This window comes from Polynucleobacter sp. es-MAR-4, from assembly GCF_018882055.1.
GTDB lineage: Bacteria > Pseudomonadota > Gammaproteobacteria > Burkholderiales > Burkholderiaceae > Polynucleobacter.
The window spans coordinates 812,531-836,997 of sequence record NZ_JACVPF010000001.1 but is presented as its reverse complement, the minus strand read 5'-3'; the positions used below and the strand labels follow the sequence as shown (position 1 = coordinate 836,997).

The 24,467-nt window shown below is 46.3% G+C and carries 30 protein-coding genes; 26 read left to right on the top strand and 4 right to left on the bottom strand.

The genetic code is table 11. From position 1 onward, the window contains the following. Position 1: 1 nt before the first annotated feature. From ICN16_RS04260 to ICN16_RS04250, 3 genes are read right to left on the bottom strand one after another with little or no spacing between them, the layout of a single operon-like run. Positions 2 to 379, bottom strand: a complete 378-nt coding sequence (locus tag ICN16_RS04260; protein ID WP_216134540.1) for a DUF2237 family protein — start codon at positions 377 to 379, stop codon at positions 2 to 4. Positions 380 to 424: 45 nt separating this feature from the next. After that, on the bottom strand, positions 425 to 1,000 hold the full coding sequence (locus ICN16_RS04255) for a histidine phosphatase family protein (RefSeq protein ID WP_216134537.1): 576 nt from the start codon (positions 998 to 1,000) through the stop codon (positions 425 to 427). A 13-nt stretch (positions 1,001 to 1,013) separates the two neighbouring features. Continuing rightward, positions 1,014 to 1,709: an SDR family NAD(P)-dependent oxidoreductase gene (locus tag ICN16_RS04250; protein WP_216134534.1), complete on the bottom strand. Its 696-nt coding sequence runs from the start codon at positions 1,707 to 1,709 to the stop codon at positions 1,014 to 1,016. A gap of 70 nt (positions 1,710 to 1,779) precedes the next feature. Here ICN16_RS04250 and ICN16_RS04245 point away from each other — a divergent pair, with 70 nt between their 5' ends. The 17 genes from ICN16_RS04245 (at position 1,780) to ccmI (ending at position 14,213) form a co-directional block, all read left to right on the top strand. Beyond that, complete coding sequence (locus ICN16_RS04245; protein ID WP_216134532.1) at positions 1,780 to 2,049, top strand: TIGR03643 family protein; 270 nt, start codon at positions 1,780 to 1,782, stop codon at positions 2,047 to 2,049. Between the two features lie 5 nt (positions 2,050 to 2,054). Beyond that, entirely contained in the window at positions 2,055 to 2,450 is a 396-nt protein-coding gene (locus ICN16_RS04240) for a thiol-disulfide oxidoreductase DCC family protein (protein WP_255533593.1), read from the top strand. 7 nt (positions 2,451 to 2,457) lie between these two features. Continuing rightward, positions 2,458 to 3,015, top strand: coding sequence for a chalcone isomerase family protein (locus ICN16_RS04235; protein WP_255533591.1), 558 nt, complete (start codon positions 2,458 to 2,460; stop codon positions 3,013 to 3,015). Then, entirely contained in the window at positions 3,015 to 3,569 is a 555-nt protein-coding gene (locus tag ICN16_RS04230) for a DUF3833 domain-containing protein (RefSeq protein WP_216134528.1), read from the top strand. The genes ICN16_RS04235 and ICN16_RS04230 overlap by 1 nt, the downstream gene beginning before the upstream one ends. 26 nt (positions 3,570 to 3,595) lie before the next feature. Further along, entirely contained in the window at positions 3,596 to 5,122 is a 1,527-nt protein-coding gene (locus ICN16_RS04225) for a cryptochrome/photolyase family protein (RefSeq protein ID WP_216861866.1), read from the top strand. Between the two features lie 69 nt (positions 5,123 to 5,191). Further along, a complete protein-coding gene (locus tag ICN16_RS04220) occupies positions 5,192 to 5,644 on the top strand; it encodes a DUF2452 domain-containing protein (protein ID WP_216134516.1) in 453 nt (150 codons plus the stop codon). Between the two features lie 30 nt (positions 5,645 to 5,674). Further along, positions 5,675 to 6,655: a zinc-binding dehydrogenase gene (locus ICN16_RS04215; RefSeq protein ID WP_216134513.1), complete on the top strand. Its 981-nt coding sequence runs from the start codon at positions 5,675 to 5,677 to the stop codon at positions 6,653 to 6,655. Positions 6,656 to 6,802: 147 nt separating this feature from the next. Next, a complete protein-coding gene (locus ICN16_RS04210) occupies positions 6,803 to 7,213 on the top strand; it encodes a carboxypeptidase-like regulatory domain-containing protein (protein ID WP_216134511.1) in 411 nt (136 codons plus the stop codon). 184 nt (positions 7,214 to 7,397) lie between these two features. Beyond that, entirely contained in the window at positions 7,398 to 8,045 is a 648-nt protein-coding gene (gene ccmA / locus ICN16_RS04205; protein WP_255533590.1) for a cytochrome c biogenesis heme-transporting ATPase CcmA, read from the top strand. After that, positions 8,042 to 8,707, top strand: a complete 666-nt coding sequence (ccmB, locus tag ICN16_RS04200) for a heme exporter protein CcmB (RefSeq protein ID WP_216134508.1) — start codon at positions 8,042 to 8,044, stop codon at positions 8,705 to 8,707. Before ccmA ends, ccmB begins: the two co-directional genes overlap by 4 nt. Then, positions 8,704 to 9,474: a heme ABC transporter permease CcmC gene (ccmC, locus tag ICN16_RS04195; RefSeq protein ID WP_216134506.1), complete on the top strand. Its 771-nt coding sequence runs from the start codon at positions 8,704 to 8,706 to the stop codon at positions 9,472 to 9,474. The genes ccmB and ccmC overlap by 4 nt, the downstream gene beginning before the upstream one ends. Further along, complete coding sequence (gene ccmD / locus ICN16_RS04190) at positions 9,474 to 9,662, top strand: heme exporter protein CcmD (RefSeq protein ID WP_216135651.1); 189 nt, start codon at positions 9,474 to 9,476, stop codon at positions 9,660 to 9,662. The genes ccmC and ccmD overlap by 1 nt, the downstream gene beginning before the upstream one ends. Beyond that, a complete protein-coding gene (ccmE, locus tag ICN16_RS04185) occupies positions 9,659 to 10,090 on the top strand; it encodes a cytochrome c maturation protein CcmE (protein ID WP_216134504.1) in 432 nt (143 codons plus the stop codon). Before ccmD ends, ccmE begins: the two co-directional genes overlap by 4 nt. Further along, positions 10,090 to 12,009: a heme lyase CcmF/NrfE family subunit gene (locus ICN16_RS04180; RefSeq protein WP_216134502.1), complete on the top strand. Its 1,920-nt coding sequence runs from the start codon at positions 10,090 to 10,092 to the stop codon at positions 12,007 to 12,009. Before ccmE ends, ICN16_RS04180 begins: the two co-directional genes overlap by 1 nt. After that, a complete protein-coding gene (locus tag ICN16_RS04175) occupies positions 12,006 to 12,530 on the top strand; it encodes a DsbE family thiol:disulfide interchange protein (protein WP_216134490.1) in 525 nt (174 codons plus the stop codon). Before ICN16_RS04180 ends, ICN16_RS04175 begins: the two co-directional genes overlap by 4 nt. Further along, entirely contained in the window at positions 12,527 to 13,030 is a 504-nt protein-coding gene (locus tag ICN16_RS04170) for a cytochrome c-type biogenesis protein CcmH (RefSeq protein ID WP_370625604.1), read from the top strand. The genes ICN16_RS04175 and ICN16_RS04170 overlap by 4 nt, the downstream gene beginning before the upstream one ends. Continuing rightward, positions 13,023 to 14,213, top strand: coding sequence for a c-type cytochrome biogenesis protein CcmI (gene ccmI / locus ICN16_RS04165; RefSeq protein ID WP_216134487.1), 1,191 nt, complete (start codon positions 13,023 to 13,025; stop codon positions 14,211 to 14,213). The genes ICN16_RS04170 and ccmI overlap by 8 nt, the downstream gene beginning before the upstream one ends. On the opposite strand, the gene ICN16_RS04160 is transcribed toward ccmI, so the two are convergent. After that, positions 14,214 to 14,975: an SDR family oxidoreductase gene (locus tag ICN16_RS04160; RefSeq protein WP_216134484.1), complete on the bottom strand. Its 762-nt coding sequence runs from the start codon at positions 14,973 to 14,975 to the stop codon at positions 14,214 to 14,216. A 114-nt stretch (positions 14,976 to 15,089) separates the two neighbouring features. Between ICN16_RS04160 and ICN16_RS04155 the strand changes: the two genes are divergently transcribed. The 9 genes from ICN16_RS04155 to ccoP all read left to right on the top strand — a co-directional run bounded on the left by ICN16_RS04155 (position 15,090) and on the right by ccoP (position 24,464). Next, on the top strand, positions 15,090 to 16,391 hold the full coding sequence (locus ICN16_RS04155; RefSeq protein WP_216134481.1) for a TAXI family TRAP transporter solute-binding subunit: 1,302 nt from the start codon (positions 15,090 to 15,092) through the stop codon (positions 16,389 to 16,391). A 32-nt stretch (positions 16,392 to 16,423) separates the two neighbouring features. Further along, the gene (locus ICN16_RS04150) at positions 16,424 to 17,179 is read left to right on the top strand and encodes a 2OG-Fe dioxygenase family protein (protein ID WP_216134478.1); all 756 of its coding nucleotides are present in this window, start codon (positions 16,424 to 16,426) and stop codon (positions 17,177 to 17,179) included. Positions 17,180 to 17,185: 6 nt separating this feature from the next. Next, the gene (locus tag ICN16_RS04145; RefSeq protein ID WP_216134475.1) at positions 17,186 to 18,427 is read left to right on the top strand and encodes an MFS transporter; all 1,242 of its coding nucleotides are present in this window, start codon (positions 17,186 to 17,188) and stop codon (positions 18,425 to 18,427) included. A gap of 10 nt (positions 18,428 to 18,437) precedes the next feature. Beyond that, positions 18,438 to 20,876, top strand: coding sequence for a heavy metal translocating P-type ATPase (locus tag ICN16_RS04140; protein ID WP_216134472.1), 2,439 nt, complete (start codon positions 18,438 to 18,440; stop codon positions 20,874 to 20,876). 9 nt (positions 20,877 to 20,885) lie between these two features. Continuing rightward, entirely contained in the window at positions 20,886 to 21,065 is a 180-nt protein-coding gene (gene ccoS / locus ICN16_RS04135; protein WP_216134470.1) for a cbb3-type cytochrome oxidase assembly protein CcoS, read from the top strand. Positions 21,066 to 21,235: 170 nt separating this feature from the next. Continuing rightward, positions 21,236 to 22,678, top strand: a complete 1,443-nt coding sequence (gene ccoN / locus ICN16_RS04130) for a cytochrome-c oxidase, cbb3-type subunit I (protein WP_216134462.1) — start codon at positions 21,236 to 21,238, stop codon at positions 22,676 to 22,678. Positions 22,679 to 22,689: 11 nt separating this feature from the next. Continuing rightward, positions 22,690 to 23,340, top strand: a complete 651-nt coding sequence (ccoO, locus tag ICN16_RS04125; RefSeq protein WP_216134459.1) for a cytochrome-c oxidase, cbb3-type subunit II — start codon at positions 22,690 to 22,692, stop codon at positions 23,338 to 23,340. Between the two features lie 36 nt (positions 23,341 to 23,376). Next, positions 23,377 to 23,544: a cbb3-type cytochrome c oxidase subunit 3 gene (locus ICN16_RS04120; protein ID WP_114653815.1), complete on the top strand. Its 168-nt coding sequence runs from the start codon at positions 23,377 to 23,379 to the stop codon at positions 23,542 to 23,544. Then, positions 23,541 to 24,464, top strand: coding sequence for a cytochrome-c oxidase, cbb3-type subunit III (ccoP, locus tag ICN16_RS04115; RefSeq protein ID WP_216134446.1), 924 nt, complete (start codon positions 23,541 to 23,543; stop codon positions 24,462 to 24,464). The genes ICN16_RS04120 and ccoP overlap by 4 nt, the downstream gene beginning before the upstream one ends. The last annotated feature ends 3 nt before the right edge of the window (positions 24,465 to 24,467 follow it).

Genomic DNA, 24,467 nt, shown 5'->3' with positions numbered 1-24,467 from the left:
CCTATATCTCTGCTACTTCAGCGTACCGTTGAAGCACTTCTAGAGAGACCTTCTCCAAAGCTTTGATATTGGTGCTTTCGAGCTTAATCATTGGCGCGCAATTTGCTTCTAAGGCCTCGAGCCAGCGGTTCAGGCAAAGACACCATTGGTCGCCTGCAATCAAGCCAGGAAATTGATACTCCGGTCTAGGGGTAATGAGATCATTGCCGCGCTTAAGGCTAAATTGCAGGAAATCATTGCTGACTACTGCGCAAACTAAATGACTGCCTGCATCTTGTTCATTAGTCTTGCAGCATCCATCTCTAAAGAATCCAGTGAGCGGTTCAAAAGAGCAGGGTACCAGCGGTTGCCCTAAAACATTAAGCGGTAAGTCAGTCATGATGCGTGCTCTCGATTGCGTGAAGTTCGTTAAATAAAAAGAAATTTATGGGCTTGGATATAGCGTATGGGATAGAGCCCTGCCGGAAGAATCTACTTTGACCAAAATCATGTCTCCCGAGCCCAACACTTTGCCAGTAAAAGATTCAATATTGACATGGTGGGTAACCATGATGATGGGGGTAGTGGGGTGTTGCTTGCGCTCAAGTTGAATGAGGTTCATCAATTCTTGAGTTTGCTTTTGTGCTTGACTCATGTTGTCAAAGAAAGACCCAAGCGCAGCCTCTTTGGTAACGGGGCCCTTATTAAGTAAAGTTGCCGTGTCAAAGCAACGACACCAGGCGCTGCTGTAGACCTTAGCCTGTTGAATGCCTTGCTTGGCAATCCAATCACCAATCGCTTGAGCTTGTTTCTTGCCGCGCTCCCCAAGATTGCGTTGCGAAGAGCATTGATTTAATTGGTAGCCCTGCGGATCGCCATATCCAGGGGCATCTGCATGGCGCATCAATAAAACATGTTGACCATCTTGCATAGCGCGGGCAAATGGAGTTTGAGCCTGCGTGAGGCTGCTTGCACTAAACAGGGTAATTAGAGTGAAGAGGGTTGAGAGGAAGAATTTCATGGATTTAAATGGATTACCAAGGCAATCTTTCGCCGGAGTAGCTAATAAAACTTCCAGAATCCTCTTTGTTAAGTGAGAGAAGGATTTTTAACATATCTGCGGCAGCCTCTAAGGGAGGTCTGCCAATTTGCTCACCCTTGAAGGGCTTGGATAGGCGAGAATTCACCGTCCCTGGATGCAGGGCTACTAATGCCGTATTGGGCTTGGTTCTAGAGAATTCAATAGACGCTGTCTTGATCAGCATATTTAAAGCGGCCTTAGAGGCGCGATAGCTAAACCAGCCGCCCAGGCGATTATCTTCAATGCTCCCCACTTTGGCGGAGAGGGTCGCCATCACTGATCCTGCCGGATCAAGTAATTTGGAGAAATGTTTGATCGTTAACCCAGGCCCAATGGCATTAATTTGCATCAACATTTGCAGCTGCTCAGTATTGAGATCATCCAATTTCTTCTCGGGCATCCAGTGTTCAGAATGCAGCACTCCAATCGTATTAATGATGAGTTGAAAGGGGCCCTCTTGAGTGAGGCTGGCGGCAGCTGATTCAATAGTGCCCAGATCTTGGTAATCAATCGGATTAGCTGATTGGCGATTCAGGCCATAGACCACCTCACAATCTGGAGAGGTCTCTAATAAGTCCATAAATGCTGCTCCAATGGTTCCGGAGGATCCAATAATCAAAGCGCGAAAGGGTTTCAGAACTAGGGGCATATGGGCTGCGCCAAAAAGGGAAATAAAAAGGTGCTCAGCTAGTTTATTGAATAAGTCTTAAACTTGCTCGATGGGTATCCAAACTTCTCAATCACTCTCCGCACCCGATCTCTCGCGCCTAATCGAGATGGCGTGGGAAGACCGCACCCCATTTGATGCGATTGAGCAAAGTTTTGGGCTATCTGAACCGCAAGTGATTGCGCTGATGCGGAAAGAGCTTAAGAGGAGCTCATTTAATTTATGGCGTAAGCGGGTCACTGGAAGAGCAACCAAGCATGTCGCCTTAAGAAGTAAGTTTGTTACCCGTGCCTACTGCTCAATGCAATATAAGCAGAGGTAATGACCATGAAAAAACTTACCATGTTCTATGATGGTCTTTGCCCTTTATGTCAGGCAGAGATTCTATTTCTATCGGGTCGCAATCAAGCGGGATTACTGAGCTTTGTAGACGTCAACTCAGATCGTTACAGTGCTGATGCGATTGGCGTATCTTGCCAGCAGGCTTTAGATTCCATGTACGCCCAGTATGATGATGGCGAGCTTATCAATGGTGTGGATGTTTTCTCGGCTGCTTATGAAAGAGCAAACCTACCGAAGCTGGCCTGGTTGTTTTCTCGACCAAGCCTACGACCCACTTTAACTTGGGCCTATCGTTTTTTTGCCAACAACCGACATACGATTTCGGGTTTATTTGGGCCATCCGCTTTATGGTTGGTGAATGTAACTAGTAAGCATAAATAAAGGGGCGATGATGAAAATGATTTCACGGGGTAGTGCTGTCCTATTGATTGCTTTAACGTTATTTAGTAATTCTGGCTCTGCAAAAAATCTTGCTCACATTGAGGGTGCAATTAATCAAGCGCAGCCTCAGGGCACTGGTCGCTTGAACTTCTGGGGCTTTCATGTGTATGACGCAACCCTGTATCGCTCGGCAGGCAGAGATTCTGCTGAGTTTGCTCTGGATATTAAATATCAAAAATCATTTTCTGGGGCATCCATTGCCAGCCGCACTGCTGATGAAATGAAAAATATTGGTGTGTCTGAAGCGCAATCAGCTATCTGGGGGAAAGAGCTTGCTGCCATCTTGCCCAATGTGGAGCCGGGACAAACGCTTACTGGAGTTTACTCACCAAAACAAGGAACTACTTTGTTTTATGACGGCAAGAAAATTGCACAAATTCCGGGGGCAGATTTTTCAAAAGCATTTTTTGGGATTTGGTTGGACTCTAAAACGAGCGTGCCAAAGTTAAGAGCAGAGCTACTTGGAAATGGTTGTCCACCCCCACTCATTACAGGAGCATGTTAATGCGCAAAATTCATTTCACTTCAAAGTTACTGAGCATCTGCTTAATCATGTTTGGTTTATTCGGTTGCTCTTCACCTTCGGTCAATCAATACGCACAAGAGAAACCAAATTTAGATCTTAGTGAATACTTCAATGGCACGATTGATGCTTATGGCATTTTTACCGATCGAAGTGGTGAGGTTAAAAAACGGTTCACCGTTCTCTTGGTGGCGCAATGGAAAGTGGTTGATGGTAAAAAAGTGGGCACCCTCGATGAAAGCTTTGAGTACTCTGATGGCACGAAGCAAAAGCGTATTTGGACTTTGACTGAAACTGCGCCAGGAAAATTTATTGGCAGAGCGGATGATGTGGTGGGGGATGCGATTGGCGAATCAGCAGGAAATGCACTTAATTGGGCTTATACCTTGGCATTGCCAGTAGATGGCACGATTTACCACGTTCAGTTTAATGATTGGATGTATCTCGTCACACCTAAGGTCATGCTTAATAAAGCCAAGATGAGTAAATTTGGCATTGATCTTGGCGAAGTGACCCTCAGCTTTTACAAGCGCTAAGCTTAGTCATTCATGAGGGCGGTTCTTTGAAAAAGCTTGTTCTGATTCTGGGTGATCAGCTAGATATCAATAGTCCGGTATTAAAAAATCTCAATCCGAAGACTGATCAGGTAGTCATGATTGAGTCTGCGAATGAGGCTGAGTATGTTTGGTCCCATAAAGCCAAGATTGTTTTGTTTTTGTCGGCCATGCGCCACTTTGCCAAGCAATTAGAAGAGTTTGGCGTGCCCTTGCAATATATCCATCAGTCTCCTAAATCGATCAGCGATACCCTGAGAGACATTATTGCTAAAGAAAAATACACCCATTTAATTTGTCTTGAGCCTGGGGAATATCGACTCAAGTGTGAAATTGAGCTGTTGGCCTCTGATTTAAAGATTGCATTAGGGATGCAAGAGGATCCCCATTTTTATTGCTCACGCCATGATTTCACCAATTGGGTTGCTGGTAAAAAAGAATTGCGTTTGGAATATTTCTATCGGCTGATGCGCAAGACTCATAACATCCTGGTGGACAAGGAAGGCAATCCCGAAGGGGGGCAATGGAATTTCGATCGGGATAATCGCAAACCTTTCCCCAAAAAGGGGCCAGGCTTAATTCCATCGCCAGAGTTATTTGAGCCTGATGACATCACTCAAGAAGTCATAGCCTTGGTTGAGAAAAACTTTCCCGATCATCCTGGTTCCTTAAGGCAGTTTCAGTGGCCCGTAACTCGTGAGCAGGCCTTGCAGGCTTTGGAGGGCTTTGTAGAGCATCGCTTGGCGACCTTTGGGATTCATGAGGATGCCATGTGGACGGGTACGCCTTTTGGGTGGCATTCCCTGCTCTCCAGTTCGCTGAACTTAAAGTTACTCAATCCCCGGGAGGTAATTGCTGCTGTTTTGCAGGCCTGGAAGAAGCATGATTTAGATCTTTCAACGGTAGAGGGATTTATTCGCCAGATTTTAGGGTGGCGTGAATTCGTTCGAGGCATGTATTACTTAGACATGCCACAAATGGCTAAGGATAATTTTTACAGTCACCACAATCCTCTTCCTGATTGGTACTGGACTGGCGATACCAAGATGCGCTGCATGCAAGAGGCGATTGGTCAAACGCTCGAGTATGGATATGCCCATCACATTCAACGCCTGATGGTCACTGGAAATTTTGCACTGCTAGCAGAAGTGTTGCCAAAGGAAGTATGTGATTGGTACTTGGCAATTTATATTGATGCGATTGAGTGGGTAGAGCTACCCAACACTGCTGGTATGGCCTTATTTGCTAGTGGCGGCCGCTTTACTAGCAAGCCTTATATTGCGAGTGGGGCATATATAAAGCGTATGAGTAATTACTGCAATTCTTGCCAATACAAACCAGATGTCCGATTTGGTGAGGAGGCCTGCCCGATGACTAATCTGTATTGGAATTTCTTAATTAAGCATCGCAAGCAGTTTGAGGCAAGCCCTCGAACTCGCTTGATGACTGCCAATTTATCCAGAATTGACGAGGCTGATCAGCGCTCTATTCAGGAGCACGCTAAAGCCATTCTGGGTAATCTGAACGCCTTATAGGCGTAGGCGGCACATTTCTTGGTTTTGTGTCACACTTTTAGCAATTAAATCAACGGCTCAAAGATTGCAATGCGAATAGAAGATACTGATCCAGCAAGGCATGCTGGCATTGAATACCCCATGGAAGTGGGTGCACCTGTATTTGCGCCCATCAAAGTTTTGGAGGAGAAAGACAAAGCAGTTAATGTCGCTCGTCAAAATGCCAAACTCGAATACGATCGCATCATGGAGCAGGCTGAGGTATTAATGAAGCAAGCTCGTGCTCTTCAAGCAAGATTAGATGCTACAGAAATGGTACACAGCGCTAAATACAGCTTTAATCCGCTTCATGGAAAAACCTACCACTTGTATTTTGACAGCCGGATTGGTGCTAATGTCTTAATTCAAAATGGCCCAGATCAATGGAGTTGCGGCATTCCTGATTCTTGGACCTATTCCATGGCCGTCAAGAAATTGGGTGATAGTACTTGGGCAGTGGTTGAAGATGAAGAGGTGTCAGAGGCGGCACTTGCGGTAAGATAATTTTTCTATAAAAAATACAAAAGGTGACTTGTGACTACTGCTCGAATTGTTAGTCTTTCAGAACTTGGCAATGCTGATGTAATTAAATTGATTGATAAAGAGCTACCTGCTCCTGCTAAAGGTGAGGTGCAACTCCGTCAAACAGCTATAGGCTTCAACTTTATTGATGTATACCAGCGCTCTGGTGTTTACCCATTGGAATTGCCTACTGGTCTTGGCCACGAAGCGGTTGGCGTTGTGGAAGCGGTTGGAGAGGGTGTCACCCGATTTAAGGTGGGTGATCGCGCGATGTATATGAATGCCGGTATCGGTGCTTATGCTAGCGCACGCAATGTCGCGGTTGATAAATTAGTTTCCGTTCCAGACAATGTTTCAGATGAGGTAGCTGCAGCAGTATTTTTTAAGGCAATGACTGCGCAATATCTCGTGCAAAAAACCTATAAAGTTAAAGCTGGTGATGTTGTCTTGGTGCATGCTGCTGCTGGTGGTGTAGGGCAGATCTTAGCTGGCTGGGCAAAGTCATTGGGCGCCTTTGTAGTCGGCACCGTGGGCTCTGAAGCCAAGTTTGCCGCAGCCAGAGAGGCTGGATGCGATGCGGTAGTGGATTACTCAAAGCCCAATTGGGTTGAAGAGGTCATTAAGGCAACTGGTGGTCGCAAGGCAAATATTGTGTATGACTCTGTTGCTAAAACTACTTTCTTAGGTTCGCTCGATTGCGCTGCGCCATTTGGTACGGTTGCTTTGTTTGGTGCAGCATCCGGTCCGGCACCAGAGATTCATCCAGAGATTTTGAATAAGAAAGGCTGCCTCTTTTTAACAAGGCCTTCTGTGTTTCCACACAACGCTACACCAGAGTTACTCCAAGAAAATGCACGAGCTGTATTTGATGCTATTGCACAAGGTCGGGTCAAAGTGCAAATCGGCGCTAAGTTCTCACTCGAGCAAGCGGCTGAGGCACACAAAGCAGCTGAAGGAAGAAAAGTTTCTGGTGCGATTGTCATCACTCCTTAATGTGGGTTACCGAACATAGAGTTCAATCAGTCTTTTTTTGAAGAGCCCCGCTGGTGCGGGGCTTTTTCTTTTAGCTTGTGCGGCTAATGTGTTGGTCTTGACTGTAGAATGAGTTAGGCATATCTGCACTAACTTAGAGGTATCAACATGAACTCGCATATCAAGAATTTTCTTATTGCCGCCTGCATCACTTTTGGCTCGGTGGCCTATGCGCAAATTCCAAGCACGCAATATTCCCAAGGAATTTCTTATATCACTGGTGGGGTAGGTGAAGAGGAGTCACAGGCAATTTTGGCGGAGGCGAAGCAATGGCCTTTGCTGCTGGAGTTGTCTCAACTGGAAAGTGGTCGTGGTGTTTGGATTTCTGGTGCAATGATCAAAATTTTGAATTCCCAAAATCAAGTGGTATTCGATGCACAAGCTGATGGTCCTTATATTTTGATTAATTTAACTGGCGGTCAATATCAGATTGAAGCTGCTTACCTAGGGGTGACCCAGAAGAAGACTGTCAACATTCAGTCATCTACACCTCAAAAATTGGTTATTTTCTGGAAATAATTCCTTAGGGCTGGGCTTGGCTTGTTTAAGTAGGTTGAGCTAACTGCTATAAATAGCCTTTATAATCATCTAAGCTATTGAATTAAATGAATTTTCTTCTTTAAGTACTGTTTTAGGCTGTTTGACAGTCCCAAGTGGGTCTTGGACAATGCCTGAGGTGGTTTGATTCAAGCCATTTCTTCCGATGACAGCCATTAATTCCTCCCTTCCAGCATCTGCAGCCATGACCCTTGAGGCTCGTGCTATCACCTGCGTGCGCGGTGAGCGAGAGCTATTTTCTGGTTTGGATTTACAGGTATTTTCGGGTCAGTGCCTTCATATTCGCGGTGAGAATGGTGTTGGAAAAACGAGCCTATTACGCTTGCTCACTGGCCTAGCTTCCCCTGAGTCGGGAGAGGTACTTTGGAATGGCAGCTCCATCAAAAAAGAAGCGTCTGAATACCACAGCAAATTATTGTTTTTAGGTCATCGTGATGCCCTCAAAGAAGATCTCAGTGCCCTTGAGAATTTGCGCATGTATGCAGCGATTGATGGCATTGCGCTTTCGGAGCAAGATATTTTTTCTGCGCTTTGGCGTTTTGGTCTAAAAGGCCGCGAAGACCTACCCGTGAATTGCTTATCTGCTGGTCAGAAAAAACGTGTCTTAATGGCTCGAATGGTGACGCGACGCGCGCAGGTCTGGATTCTGGATGAGCCTTTTAATGCTCTAGATACTCAGGCTGTGCAGGAGCTGCTAGGTTTGATAGCAGAGCATTTGGAGGGGAGCGGCTTGGTGGTACTGACAAGTCATCAGCCTCTATCAATTCCTGGTCTCAGGGTGTTAGATCTATGAATGCTTTTATTGCTATCGTCCATCGCGATTTATTGCTGGTGATGCGTCGCAAGAGCGAGGTTTTAACCGCATTATTTTTCTTCGTCATTGTGACAAGCTTGTTCCCATTGGGAATCGGTGCCGATACCGCTTTACTCAGAAAGATCGCGCCTGGGATTATTTGGGTTGCTGCCTTGCTTTCAACATTGCTCGGTTTGCAGCGAATGTTTGCGGCTGATTACGCAGATGGCACATTGGAACAATTAGTCTTATCTCCGAATTCGTTTACGGCATTGGTATTTGGCAAGATTGTTGCGCATTGGCTGGTCTGTGGACTTCCCTTGGTTTTGCTGGCGCCCGTGATTGGTATTCAATTTGATTTGGATGCCCAGTCCTTAAAGGTGTTGATGGCTGCATTACTGCTGGGAACGCCGGTATTGTCCTTATTGGGATCAATTGGAGCAGCTTTAACTCTTGGGGTCAGAGGCGGTAGCGTTTTGATGAGTCTCCTCATATTGCCGCTCTATATTCCTGTATTGATTTTTGGCGCTGGCGCTGTCTACGCTAGCAGTGTGGGTCTTGATATCACAGGGCATTTTTCCCTATTGGGCGCTTTATTCATTTTGGCATTAGCATTTATGCCTTGGGTGAGTGCAAATGCAGTAAAGATTGCTATCGAATGAGTAATGTAAATAATTTATCTTCTAGTCGCATCATGAACTGGTTCAAGTTCTCGAGTCCGAGTGCTTTTTATCCGCTCGCTGGAAAAATGATCCCCTGGTTCTGGGCGCTCACAATTATTTTTGGGGTTGCTGGTTTATGGGTGAGCTTTTTTGTGGCGCCGGTAGATGCAGTTCAGGGACAGGGCTACCGGATTATTTTTGTTCATGTACCGGCATCTTGGATGTCCATGGTGATTTATTTGGCGATGGCTGCTTGGGCTGGATTGGGCTTGATATTTAATACCCGTCTATCAGCCATGATGGCTCAGGCACTGGCTCCCATCGGCGCTTGGATGGCTTTCCTGTCTTTGTGGACGGGCGCCTTTTGGGGTAAGCCAATGTGGGGTGCTTGGTGGGTGTGGGATGCGCGCTTAACCTCTGAACTCATTCTACTTTTCTTGTATCTTGGATTTATTGCTTTGCAAGCCTCTATTGATAATGCTCGCCGTGCTGATAAAGCGGGTGCAATCCTGGCTTTAGTCGGCGTAGTGAACGTGCCTATTATTTATTTTTCAGTGAAGTGGTGGAATACCTTGCATCAAGGTGCATCCGTTTCATTAACTAAGGCTCCAGCAATGGCTCAGACCATGCTTTGGGGAATGCTGTTGATGGCTTTATGCTTCTGGATGTACTCAATCGCAGTAGGGTTAATGCGTGTGCGCGCCATCATTTTGGAGCGCGAGGCTCATACTGATTGGGTTAAGGAATTAAATGAGGTCAAGCATTGATGTGGAATAGTCCGGCTGAATTTTTTGCGATGGGTGGTTATGCGCTGTATGTATGGTGCAGCTTCGGTGTTTGCGCCTTAGTACTATTTTTCGAGCCTCTGGCTGTTCGTGTACGCCACAAGGCGATCGTTCGCAGACTGCAGCGTGAAGTGATGGCAGAACGTTTTGAGCAAAAGGGTAGCAAGTGAAACCAAGACATAAGCGGGCAGTCATTATTGTTGGTGCGCTCATTGCCATTGGCATTGCAGCAGTACTCATTTTGAATGCGCTGAATAGCAACATTGCTTTATACGTTACCCCAAGTGAAGTAGCTGCTGGTAAGTCTCCCGCTGGCCAAGTTTTCCGAATTGGTGGCATGGTCAAGGATGGATCAGTTAAGCGGGATGGTTTAACGGTGAACTTTGTCATTACCGATATGGTGAAAGATATTCCTGTGGCTTACACCGGCATTCTTCCGGATTTATTTAAGGAAGGTAAGGGCGCCGTCATTCAAGGTCGACTAAATCCAAATGGGCAATTTATTGCTAGCGAAGTATTGGCTAAGCATGATGAAAACTATATGCCTCCAGAGGCGAAGCATGCTTTAGAGCAAGCTCAAAAAAATGGAAATAAATAATGATTCCTGAGTTTGGGCATTACGCATTAATTCTGGCTTTATGTGTTGCCATCATTCAAGCAATTCTTCCATTAGTCGGTGCTCACCAAGGTCGCCGCGAATGGATTTTGTTGGCAAGACCGGCAGCGCAAACCGTTTTCCTATTGCTAGCCATTGCATTTGTGATTTTGGCCTGGAGCTTTTATACGAATGATTTTTCCGTTCTCTATGTAGCAGAGCATTCCAACTCACAAATGCCAGTCATTTACCGCTTGGGTGCTGTATGGGGTGGTCATGAAGGCTCTTTATTGCTATGGGTTTTCTTGCTATCGACCTGGACATTTTTAGTGGCTCAGCTTTCTAAGGCACTAGATGAGTTTATGGTTGCTCGAGTGATTGGCGTCTTGGGTTTGGTTATTACTGGTCTACTTTTATTTGTTCTGATGACCTCCAATCCTTTTGAGCGACTATTGCCAGCCGCTCAGGACGGACGATCTCTCAATCCATTGCTACAAGATCCAGGCTTGGTATTCCATCCACCTATGTTGTACATGGGTTACGTTGGTTTCTCCGTAGCCTTTGCATTTGCAATTGCCTCTTTATTGTCGGGTCGCTTAGATGCGGCTTGGGCGCGTTGGTCACGCCCTTGGACGACCGCTGCCTGGGTATTTTTGACTCTAGGTATTGCGCTGGGTTCCTGGTGGGCCTATTACGAATTAGGTTGGGGTGGTTGGTGGTTCTGGGATCCCGTAGAGAACGCTTCATTCATTCCCTGGTTGGTGGGCACTGCCTTACTCCACTCTCTAGCAGTGACTGAGAAGCGTGGCGGCTTTAAGAGCTGGACAGTGCTGCTGGCGATTACTGCTTTCTCACTATCACTTCTGGGGACATTCTTAGTGCGCTCAGGAGTGCTCACTTCAGTGCATGCATTTGCAACTGACCCTAAGCGCGGCATCTTTATTTTGATTTTCTTAGTGTTGGTAGTTGGATCCTCTTTAACCCTCTACGCTTGGCGTGCTCCAAAGAGCACGCTTGGTGGTAAGTTCAGCTTAACTTCGCGCGAGACCTTTATCTTGCTGGGCAATGTGTTCTTGGTGGTATCAGCTGCATCTGTTCTCTTGGGTACCTTGTATCCCTTGCTAATTGATGCCTTGCATTTAGGCAAGATCTCGGTAGGACCTCCGTACTTCAATAGTGTTTTTGTACCCATCATGATTCCTTTGTTGGTATTAATGGGAATTGGCCCCTGGACTAGCTGGAAAAATTCCAATCTTTTAGATGTGATTAAGCGCTTATGGATCGCAGCCGTGGTGGCCGTGATTGCTGCAGCTTTAATTCCATTTGCCATGGGTGAATTTACTTGGCTGAGCAGTCTTGGTTTCTTATTGGCTTTCTGGGTCATTGCTTCAGGCGTGTTGCAAATCATTCGCCAAGCAAAAGCAGGTAAGCCTACGCGTTCATTTATTGGCATGCAGGTAGCGCATCTTGGTATAGCGGTCTTCGTGATTGGTGTCACCATGGTAGGCGCCTATCAAGAAGAGAAAGATGTGCGCATGTTAGCGGGTGAAAGTGTGAGTGTTGGCGGCTATCAAATTCAACTGCAAGGCGTTGCTGCAGTTCCTGGACCAAACTACAAAGCGATGCAGGGAACTTTCTTGCTGACCCGTAATGGGAAAGTAGAAGCCACGATGTATCCAGAAAAGCGTAGTTACTTTTCTTCAAGCATGCCGATGACGGAGGCAGCTATTGATGCCGGTCTCACTCGGGATATTTATGTTTCCTTGGGTGAGGAGCTGGAAGATAAAGCATGGGCTGTGCGTGTCTATTACAAACCTTTTGTCGATTGGATTTGGGGTGGTTGTTTGTTGATGGCATTGGGCGGTGTACTAGCAATGTCGGATAAACGTTATCGTATGAAATTACGTAAGGCCGTAGCATGAAGGCGAAGTTTTTAATTCCACTCCTCTTATTTGTAATTTTGGTTGGATTTTTAGCGGTCGGCTTAAATCGTGACCCACATGAAGTGCCCTCACCTTTGATTGGCAAGCAAGCTCCCTCCTTTGAATTGCCTCAGCTGGCAGATCCCCAAAAAACCTTTTCACCAGAAAGCATGAAGGGTAAGCCTTGGATTTTGAATGTATGGGCCTCCTGGTGTGTCGCTTGTCGTGAGGAGCACCCGGTTCTGGTTGAGCTAGGTAAGTTGAAGGTTGCACCTATCATTGGCTTGGATTACAAAGATAAGCGCGATGATGCTATGGCCATGCTTAATCGCCAAGGAAACCCTTACGATTTATCAGCGTTTGATGCCAATGGTCGCGTTGGCATTGATTACGGCGTATATGGCGTTCCAGAGACATATGTGATTGATAAGGCTGGCGTAATTCGGTTTAAGCATATTGGCCCCATTACGATGGAATTGCTCAATAAGAAGATCATTCCTTTGTTGGGTGAGCTCAAGTGATTTTGAAAAAGCTTTCCATTTCAACTTTTGTGGCGATTGCACTTGCTTGTGCAGTCTATAGCGCTTCAGCTAAAGATGCTGTTCCGCTAGCAGATGATCCAGTTACTGAGCAGCGCCTTATTACAATTTCAGAAGAAATGCGTTGCCTAGTTTGTCAGAATGAATCTCTTGCGGGATCGCGTTCCGATTTGGCGAATGACTTGCGTCGAGAAATTCGCATCCTCATTAATGAGGGTAAGACGGACGAGCAAATTCGAAATTTTATGGTGGAGCGCTATGGTGACTTTGTTTTATATCGCCCACCTGTAAAGCCAATCACCTGGCTTCTCTGGATTGGCCCTTTTGTAATTCTGCTCGCAGGCATTATCGGCCTCATGATTTATCTGCGTCGTAGAAATCAGAGCGTACCCAGCACCACCTTATCCGAAGAAGATAACCGTCGTATTGATGCACTACTTCAGGATGCAAAATCCAGCTCAACAGAAAATGCACATGACTAGTTTTTTAATACCCGCTCTCCTTTTGTTGATCTTGGTCTTGGTGCTACTACTGCGCCCCTTATTTTTCCCAGCAAAAGAATCTGCAACATCCCGACGTCAGATGAACGCGGCGATTTATCGAGAAGAGTTGGATAAGCTTGAGGCAGATCGCCTGGGGGGCACTGTTGATGCTAGTAGCTATGAACAGGCTCACGCAGAAATGCGTCAGCGACTTTTTCAGGATACTAATGAAGCAGATGATCTGGCGGTATTAGGCTCTCCCAAGAAAACCATTATTGGGATTTGTCTTTTTGTGGCATTGCTATCAGCAGGCTTTTATTTCTATCTCGGTGACGCCTCCCGCATAGCCGAAAAGAATGCTGAAAAGCCAATGACTCAAGAGTCTGTTGAGAAGATGGTTGCAGAGTTTGCCGCCCAGATGGAAAAGGAACCTGATAATTTGAAGGGTTGGGCTATGTTGGCGCGCTCCTATCGAATCTTAGGTCGAAATGCTGAAGCTGCAAATGCTTATGCTCGCGCAGGATCTTTTGTGGATGCTGATCCGCAATTATTGGCTGACTATGCTGATGTATTGGCAGCAAATGCGGATGGTAATTTCGCGGGCAAGCCGCAGCAACTGATTAATAAAGCCTTGACGCTTGATCCCAATAATTTATTGGCTTTATGGCTCTCGGGAACTGCAGCTTTTAATGCACAAAACTACAAAGCTGCAGTGCAGTCCTGGGAAAAGCTAGCCAAGCAAATACCTCCTGAAACCGATGAGGCGCGTGCAATTGCGGCATCTATTGCCGAAGCGCGCAACAAGGGAGGGCTTCCCCCAGCTAGCGCCCCCGTGATCAGCAAACAAGGTGTGAGTGGGCAGGTGGGTATTGCATCGGATCTTCAATCCAAGATCAAGGCGGGACATGTCTTGATGGTAATTGCGCGAAAGCCAGGTGAGCGCATGCCGGTAGCGGTTCTCAAAACTGCAGTGACTAGTTTCCCAATCAGTTTTGTCCTGAATGATGCTTTGGCAATGAGTGCAAATACATTGATTTCTCAATTGCCTGAAGTATCAGTTGAAGTGCGCATCTCAAAAACAGGGATGGCGATGCCAGAGTCTGGAGACTTGATATCTGCACCACAAACAATCAAGGTGGGTACTACCAATGCCCGTTTATTGATTGATCAAGTTAGGCCTTAATTAGCCCCGACCAACAAATGGCATATTGCTTGCCATGATGGTCATTGAGAGAATATTGCTCTCTAGGGGCAATTGGGCCATGTGCAGCACAGCTTGCCCGACATGATCTACGTCCATTAGCGGCTCAACCTTTTTTGAACCATCTGGTTGCAAAATTCCAGCAGCCATGGGGATGGTCATTTCAGTGCCTGCATTACCAATATCGATTTGACCGCAGGTAATGTGAAATGGACGACCATCTAGCGCAATAGATTTGGTTAAGCCAGTGATGGCATGCTTGGTGGCGGTGTATGGAGCAGACATCGGACGAGGTGCGTGTGCCGAGATGGAGCCGTTATTGATGATTCTGCCGCCTTGTGGCGATTGCGCCTTCATCATGCGAATGGCCTCCTGAGAGCATAGGAATGCCCCGCAGAGATTGGCATTAACTACATTCGTCCACTGTTCGTAACTGAGCTCCTCCATAGGGATTGCTGGTGCACCCATGCCGGCATTATTAAAGAGCACATCAATTCGTCCAAAGTGATTTTGGATTTGTGAGAATAAGTTCTTTACTTGCTCTGGCTTACCTACATCACAAGCAATCGCTAGACAGTTTTGACTATCTCCACCGATGGCCCGAATAGCTTGATTCAGTTTCTCTAGGTTTCTGCCGGTCAGGACGACATGAAATCCTCCCTGCAAAAGCGCTTTTGCCGCAGCCTTGCCGATACCTGTTCCAGCCCCTGTAACTAGGGCTACTTTGTTGAGGTTTTGGTCCATCGCAATCCTAATGGTTTTCTGAAAACCCCATCTTATCCTGAAACAATTTGTATGAATTCATTCTGCTCTTGATCCCAAGGCTCGGGGCATAATGGCAAAAACAAAAGAACTCTTATGGACTTCATACGTAAAAATATCTACAACCCAATAGCAGTTGGGATTGCCTTTTTAATTCTTGTTGGCATATTGTTTGCCACGCTTTGGGTATTGGTGCCGCCTCCACCCCGCTCGATTGAATTGGCAACCGGTTTTCCTACTGGCCTGTATCAGCAGTTTGGTGAAAAACTTCAAGCGGAGCTTGCTGAGGAGGGGATTTCTTTGCGACTTCGAACTACTGGTGGCACAAGCGATAACTTAGCTTTGTTGCATGATCCAAATTCAGGGGTTGATTTTGCGATGGTGCAAGGTGGTGTGGCTGACTTATCTAAGCACCGCGATTTTGTTTCAATAGCTGGAGTTTTTTATGAGCCAGTGTGGGTTTGGTATCGAGAGTCTAGCTTCTCAAATGAATCTGGAAAACTAGGATTACTAAGTCAATTAAAAGGTAAGCGCGTTTCAATTGGAAATGAGGGGAGTGGAACCCTGGCCCTGGCATCTCAATTGCTTGAGGCAAGTGGATTAAGTTTGACGGATGTGCGCGCAGAAAAACTCAAGCCACTAGAAGCGCTTGATAAGTTCAAAAAAGGTGAGTTGGATGCTATCTTTTTAGTGAGTGCTGCTGAAGCCCCTTTACTTAAAAACTTTTATGAAACCCCAGGTATTCGCTTAATGAGTTTCGAGCAGGCCGAGGCCTACGTTCATTTGTTTCCTTTTCTCTCGAAGGTGACGGTGCCGCGTGGGGTGGTAAGTATTGCTTATGACTTGCCTCGCCAGGATATTCAGGTTTTGGCAGCAACAGCTACTTTGGTGGGCAAACAAAATATCAGCCCTGCTTTAGTGACCCTATTGCTTGGTGATACCTACGATGTTCTTAAAACCTATACCTACCTCCAAAAGCCAGGAGAGTTTCCATCCGGTACGGGCCTTGATTTCCCATTGCATGTTGATGCAGAAATCTACTTAAAAGATGGGCCATCTTTCTTGCATCGCCACCTGCCTTTCTGGACTGCGGTCTGGATTGGGCGTTTCGCAAAAATTGTGATTCCGCTATTAGTCATTTTGATTCCTTTGTTTACCTATATCCCCGCTGCAAAGAATTTATTGCTGCGACTCAAACTATCGCAGGTCTATGAAGAGTTGAAGGTAATTGAGAGAAATGCTTCTAACCCAGCTTTAAAGGAAAAGAACTTTAAGGAGTTGGAGGATATTGAGCGAAGGGTGGGTAATATCAAAGTCTCCATGCTAGATGCGAAGGAGTTATATGACCTTAAGGGCCATGTGGGTGAAGTTCGCGGCCGCTTAAATTTACATTCCTAAATTTTTTGCTCGTAAGAGCCTAAAATAAGCCCATGACCATTTCCAGCCTTTCGCCCCCGCTGACACCCGTGAAGGAGTTGACCCAATCCTTGAAGGATGACGGTTTTGCAGTAGTCTCTGCTCGGGACGTGGCGCAAATTTCCCATGTTGACCTTGAGCAGCTACTCAATCTCAGTCAATTTTGGGAGGGCTTGCCGCGTGATCCCTATTTGAAGGATGGTGGGCGATATCGCTTCCGTCGTCATTCCAGCTTTGAAGTCAAAGGCGAATCCTTGCTGATGGTGCCGCATCGTGCTCATTGGCAGTCTGTCGATTACAACGCATTGCATGGTGGTATTGAACGTTGGTTTGAGCCTTCACAGGCGCAGCTGACAAATAACCCGGCCTGGCAATCCCTTTTACTGGGGTTGGCTCATGTTCTTAATGGTGTTAAGCAGGTCAACACCTGGTTTATTGAAGCGCATCAGTTTCGAATTGATACGACTGATGGAATTGGGCGCCCAACACCTGAGGGTGCACATCGCGACGGCGTCGATTTTGTAGCTGTCTTTTTGCTCAATCGCGTTGATATCAAGGGCGGTGAGACTCGCATCTTTGATGCTGCTGGTTCTACTGGCTTAAGATTTACGCTGTCTGAGCCCTGGTCTTTATTGCTCATGAATGATGAGCGCATGATTCATGAATCCACTCCTATACAGCCATTAGGGCCTCACGGTTATAGAGATACTCTGGTGCTGACTTTCCGTTCGAATGGGTTTCAAGATTCACCGAATCGTAGTCAGCAGTAAGGTCTTATGCGCTTTAAACCTACCGGTTACACCCCATTCATGCTCATGGCGCAAACCTGTGCGCTGCTAGGGTTTGCTTGCTACGCTGTAGTGCTAACTACTTTGCAAGATGAGTGGCGCCTCAGTAATTTGCAGTCCGGTTTAATTGCTAGTGCTTTCTTCTTTGGCTACATGCTGGCGGTTCCATTGGCAACAGCCCTGACAGATCGCGTTGATGCAAAAAAAGTCTATCTCATGGGTGGCCTTTCGGCGACTTGCGGATTACTCGGCATGGGTTTATTGGCCAACAACTTTTGGACCGCCTTAATTTTTATGGCGCTCAATGGGGCTGGTCTGGCGGGCACTTATATGCCAGGCTTAAAAATTCTGTCGGATCGAATTAAGACTGGTGAGTTGAGCCGTCACATTGCTTTCTATACAGCTTTCTTTGGCATTGGTACTGGTTTTTCATATCTTTGCTCGGGCTGGATCTTGGATGGTTTGGGCTGGCGCTATGTGTTTGGAATCATCGCCTTAGGCCCATTCACCGCATTGTTGATTGTGCTGATATTTATCCCTGCACTCGCCCATGAAAAGTGGCATGGCCCTATTCGGATTCGATTGCGTGACATTTTTCCAGTTGATAAATGGCGCTTAGTCCTACAAGATAAAACAGCATCAGGTTTTATTTTTGGTTATACCGTGCACTCGATAGAATTATTTGCTTCCCGCAGCTGGATAGTCGCTTTTTTTGGCTTCTGTGCCATCGTGACGGGGGAGCCATTTTTCTTAACTGCAACTACGATTGCAGGAGTGATTAACTTCTTTGGCGTTCCCGCATCTATTATCGGAAACGAGATTGCCTTAAGAATTGGTCGTCAAAAATGGATTTTCTTTGTCATGCTAACTAGCGCAGCATTTGGAGTGGCACTTGCTTTGTCAACCGGGCAGTCCTGGTGGTTGATTATTGCTTTGGCAGTTGGGCATACCATTTTTATCATGGCCGATTCTGCTACCTTAACGGCAGGTCTAGTTGTGAGTGCTCAAGAAAATATTAAAGGCGCTGCAATGGGTCTCCACTCCTTGATGGGTTTTGGAGGCGGCTTGTTAGGTCCAGCTATTTTTGGTTTCGTTCTCGATTTAACTGGTTCACGTGCCTCACAAATTTCTTGGGTCTGGGCCTATGCAGCAGTAGTTATCTGGGGTGTTCTGTTTGTTTTTTATGAACGTCGTAACGGCTGGGTAAACAAGTCTGTAAGCCGAAATTAGTGGTGCGTTCATGAGCTCTAGCTTATCAAGTAATAGCTGTTATCACTGCGGAAGTTTTATCCTTCCAGGTGATTCATACGAGCTTGAATTAGCTGGTATCAATAGAAAATTCTGTTGCGCTGGTTGCATGGCAATTGCGCAAACTATTCATGGTGAAGGTCTTGAGGTGTTCTACGCGCGTCGTGTGCAGTCAAGTGATAAGCCTGCAGCTTATCTCGCCTCAAATGAAATTCCAGAGAGTCTTGCCCCTTATGATGATCCCTCCTTGCTTGGGAGATACACTCGACCTGGTGGTGCAGGGGGCAATCTAGAAACGACTTTACGGCTTGAGAAGATTCGCTGTGCTGCGTGTGTGTGGTTATGCGAGCAACATTTGCGACGCATTCCTGGTGTGAAAGATGTGCAGATCAACTACGTAAGTCAGAAAGTAAAAGCAGAATTTTCACCTGAGCAAACTAGTCTAGCTCGCCTACTGTTTGAAGTTGAGCGTATTGGCTACGAGGCCTGGCCATTTGAGCCTTCGCTATCGATTGAAAAATCCAAAAAAGAACGTCGCCAACTACTCACAAGACTAGGCGTTGCTTTGCTCGGCATGATGCAAGTCATGATGTATGCATGGCCAACATACGTCGGTGACAGTGACATCACTGCGGAATATGATCTTTTATTAGGTTGGACTAGTTGGGCTCTCACTGTTCCGGTGATGGTTTATTCAGCTGGACCTATTTTCCAGGCTGCCTGGCGCAGCGTTGCTTCATTTCGTCAGACGCATATGTTGAGCATGGACGTTCCAATTGCCTTGGCTCTAGCTCTGGCATTCTCTGCCGGCACTGTGAATCTTGCGACTGGTTCGGGGCAAGGTTACTTTGATTCCATCACGATGTTTGTTGCCTTTATTTTGGCTGCTCGCTATGTTGAGTTATTGGCTCGTCAAGATGCACAGGGTGGAGCAGAGGCTTTAGCAAAACAATTGCCAGCCACTTGTGAGAGGGTGCCAAACTATCCCGCATCTCAGCAGGTAGAAATTGTTCCTGTAGTCAATTGCAACCCTGGTGAGATTCTGCGTATTCCACCAGGGGATGTTGTTCCTGCTGATGGCATTTTGATCGAGTATGAGAGCGCTCTAGATGAGTCACTACTGACAGGTGAATCCAAGCCGATTGATAAGAGAATTGGTGATCGCGTTTATGCGGGCACCCATAATATTTTGAATCCCATGTTAATGAGAATTGATGCTGTGGGGCAATCCACTCGTATCGCAGGTATTGCTTCCTTGCTGGACCAGGCACTGCAGGCCAAGCCTTTGATGGTGAGTCTCGCAGAAAAGTGGGCTGGATATTTTGTCGGATTTTTATTGATCGCTGCTTTTCTGTCTTCGGCGATTTGGTGGTACGTAGATCCTAGTAGAGCGTGGACAGTGCTGGTGTCTGTGCTGGTCGCTAGTTGCCCGTGCGCTTTATCTCTTGCAGTACCAACAGCAATGGCCGCAGCTCAAGGTGCTGTAACAAAACTGGGTTTATTAATTGTGCGAGGACATGTTCTCGAAGGATTAGTCAAATCCACTGACTTAGTGCTAGATAAAACTGGCACGCTCACTATGGGTCAGCCAGAATTGAAAGAAGTTCTGATTGCGCGTCCAGAGTTTTCTAGGGCAGATGTGCTTAGCCTCGCTGCGTCAATAGAGGCAGGTCAAAAACATCCCCTTGCACTTTCTATATTGCGTGCTGCTGAAGCAGAGAATTGCTTGCCAACCGTTTTATCCGAAGCGGTTGCTAATCAATTGGGCAAAGGCCTGAGCTCAGGCGAATATCGATTGGGAAGCGCTGCTTGGACGGGTGCTCAACAGGTTGCGCAAGAAGGGCAGTATGGTCAAGTCCATTTGGCGGATGACAAAGGCGTAATTGCCAGTTTTCTATTTCTGGATACTCCAAGGGTTGGTCTTGAAAAATTATTGGCGGCTGCAAAATCTCGCAAGATCACCGTGCATTTAGTTTCCGGCGATGATCCTGCGACCGTAGCATGGTGGGCAGATCGTGTAGGTATCGACAGATTCAAGGGTGCCTGCTCGCCAGAAGATAAATATCTTTACATTGAGCAGTTGCAAAATGCGGGCCACTTTGTTTGGGCTATTGGCGATGGCATTAACGATGCGCCCTTGTTGGCAAAAGCAGATGTCTCGATTGCCGTTGGTGCCGGCGCACCCCTTGCTACCGCAGGCGCAGATGCGATTTTGACTGCGAGCTTCTTAGCTCCTTTAGCGCAATCTCTATTGTTGGCGGATAAAACCCAGCGGATTATTAAAGAAAACCTCATCTGGGCTTTGGTTTACAACTTGCTAGCGATTCCGGCGGCCATGATGGGTTGGGTCAACCCCTGGGTCGCAGGCATCGGCATGTCCTTATCCTCCCTAGCGGTCACATTAAACGCCTGGCGCCTCAGAAAGGCCTAGACTAGAGGTATGGAAAGCCTTTTTCTCTTAATCCCCATTTCACTGCTATTAATTGGCCTTTTAGCCTGGATTTTCTATTGGTCGGTGAAGGCAGGGCAGTTTGACGATTTAGAGGGTCCTGGTGAGGCAATTTTGATGGATGATGACACTCCTAGATCCAATAATGTTAGTGAACGCTCACAAAAATAGCTATATTTTTTAACGATTTAGCCAATACACCTAAATAAATAGAGTTGTAAAAAGCGTAAATGCACGCATCCTTTTTGATATAGATCAAAACGCCCCCTTAGGCTTACTTTGATAATGGCTTCAGTCTATTTGGATTATGTCGCTGTTTGGTCACAAAAAAAGGAGAAACCATGGGACTTACCGTGGGGAACAATCAAGATACCTTCAATTACAAGGTTGTCAGCCAATTTGCCATCGTTACGGTACTTTGGGGAATTGTGGGCATGCTCGTGGGGGTTATCCTCGCTGCGCAGCTCATTTGGCCTGATATCACTTTTAATATTCCATGGCTAAGCTACGGCCGCTTGCGTCCATTGCATACCAATGCGGTGATTTTTGCATTCGGTGGATCGGCGTTATTTGCAACGTCCTATTACATCGTCCAGCGCACCTGCCAAGCAAGACTCTTTTGTGACAAGCTTGCAGCTTTTACCTTTTGGGGCTGGCAACTAGTTATCGTGTTGGCGGCAGTAACACTGCCATTGGGTATTTCTACTTCTAAGGAATACGCAGAACTTGAGTGGCCAATTGACATTCTGATTACATTGGTTTGGGTTGCCTATGCTGTGGTGTTCTTTGGCACCATCATGAAGCGCAAAACAAAACATATTTATGTTTCCAATTGGTTCTTTGGTGCATACATCCTGACCATTGCCATTTTGCATATTTTTAATAACTTAGAAATGCCAGCAAGCTTATGGAAGTCCTATTCTGCATATGCTGGTGTACAAGATGCCATGGTTCAGTGGTGGTATGGCCATAATGCAGTTGGCTTCTTCTTGACTACCAGCTTCTTGGGCATGATGTACTACTTCATCCCTAAGCAAGCCGAGCGTCCAATCTATTCATATCGTTTGTCCATCGTCCACTTCTGGGCTTTGAACTTCACATACATGTGGGCGGGCCCTCACCATTTGCAACATACTTCCTTGCCGGACTGGACTCAGTCACTTGGAACCGTGTTCTCTATTATTTTGTTGGCTCCATCATGGGGTGGCATGATCAACGGCATCATGACTTTGTCTGGCGCTTGGTTTAAATTGCGCACCGACCCAATCTTGAAATTCTTGGTAGTGGCATTGTCTTTCTACGGTATGTCTACCTTTGAAGGTTCAATGATGTCTATCAAAACTGTGAACAGCTTGTCACATTACACGGACTGGACTATCGGTCACGTTCACTCAGGCGCTCTTGGTTGGGTTGCCATGATTACGATCGGTTCTTTGTACTACCTCATTCCACGTTTAGTCGGCCAAAAAGAGATGTACAGCACACGTTTGATTGAGGTGCATTTCTGGATCGCTACGATTGGTGTTGTTCTGTATATCGCCGCAATGTGGATTGCTGGAGTAATGCAAGGTTTAATGTGGAGAGCTTTTGAGCCGGATGGAACCTTGACTTATAGCTTCGTTGAATCTGTAAAGGCAACATTCCCCTTCTATGTGATCCGTTTGTTGGGCGGCCTCTGCTATTTAAGCGGCATGTTCCTGATGGCATACAACGTTTACAAAACTGTCATTGGTAAAACATTCGTGAATGCACCGATTCCACAAACATCTGCAACTGCTCACTAAGGAGAAGAAAAATGTCTAACGAAAATAAATTCTTTTCCCATGGAACGCTTGAGAAAAACGTTGGCTGGTTAATTATTGCCACCATCATTGTGGTTTCGATTGCTGGCTTAGTTCAAATCGTTCCGCTATTTTTTCAGCACACCACAACTGAGCCAAGTCCGGGTGTAGCGCCATACACAGCATTGCGTTTGGCTGGTCGTGATATTTATCAGCGCGAAGGTTGTGTTGGTTGCCACTCACAGCAAATTCGTACATTGCGCTCAGAAGTTGAGCGTTACGGTCCTTACTCCTTGGCCGGTGAGTCAGTATTTGATCATCCATTCTTGTGGGGTAGTAAGCGTACGGGTCCCGATTTAGCGCGTGTTGGAGCTCGCTATTCTGATGATTGGCATCGTATTCACCTCCGCAACCCGCGTGATGTGGTTCCTGAGTCAAATATGCCTGGATATCCTTGGTTGCAAAAAAATGCTGCTGATGCCTCTTCGATTCAGTCTCATATGGTTGCAATGCGTCGCTTGGGCGTTCCTTACACCGATGAAATGATTGCAGAAGCGCCTAAAGAGCTGGAAGGCAAGACTGAAGAAGATGCCTTAATTGCTTATCTTCAAGGTTTAGGTGTTAATCGTCGCTACATCATGGTTGATGAAGTGGTAGCGAAGTAATTACCAAGGTTATTAATTTAAAACTATATAAATCAAATGGAACAGATCACAGCTTATCTCTCCGCCTTTTCAACAGTCATTGGACTTGTCTTTTTTGTTGGAATTGTTTGGTGGGCTTGGTCTCCAGGTAGAAAGTCAGCTAATGAAGAGTCAGCTGAACTTCCATTTGATCTTCCAGATGAATTTAGTAAGGACAAATCATGAGTGACTTTTTTAATAACGGTTGGAGCAACTACATCGCACTAGTTTCATTAGTCGGTATTGTTTGGTGTATCTGGCTTCTGTTTTCTCAGCGTAAGGCTAAGGTAGTTCACACAGCTGATGGCGCAGTGGCTGATACTGGACACGTTTGGGACGGCAATTTGCGTGAGCTCAACAACCCATTGCCACGTTGGTGGATGTGGATGTTCTTACTCTCTTGTATCTTTGCATTGGTATATCTGGTTCTATTTCCGGGTTTAGGTTCATTTCCTGGTGTTGTGGGTTATTCCACTGATGGTGCTTTGATGAGCTCCATGACTGAAGCAAACGATGAGTTGAAGCCGGTATATGCTAAGTACGTGAAGATGGATATTGAGCAAGTTGCTGCAGATCCAAAGGCGCGTGAAATGGGTCAGCGTTTGTTCTTGAATTCCTGCGCCCAGTGCCATGGTTCAGATGCAGGCGGTGCAAAAGGCTTCCCGAATTTAACTGACGGCGACTGGCTGTATGGTGGCTCTCCAGAAAATATCAAAACTACATTAATCAATGGTCGTGCAGGTGTTATGCCTCCGTTCCCACAGCTCGATAGCAAGCAAATTGTGGACGTTGCTAATTACGTACGTAGCCTTTCTGGTTTGCCGGCCGATGACTTAAAGGCAGCACGTGGTGCAGAAGTATTTAAATCCAATTGCGCAGCTTGTCATGGTGCGGACGGCAAAGGCAATATCGCTTTGGGTGCGCCTAATTTGACCGATAAGACATGGTTGTATGGTGGATCAGAGGCAACGATTGTTGAGACTGTCACTAAAGGCCGCATGGCAATGATGCCTGCCCAAGATAAAGTATTGAGTCCAGAAAAGATTCATCTCTTGACAGCTTATGTTTGGGGTTTATCTAACAATAAGACGGCTGCGGCTAAATAATTC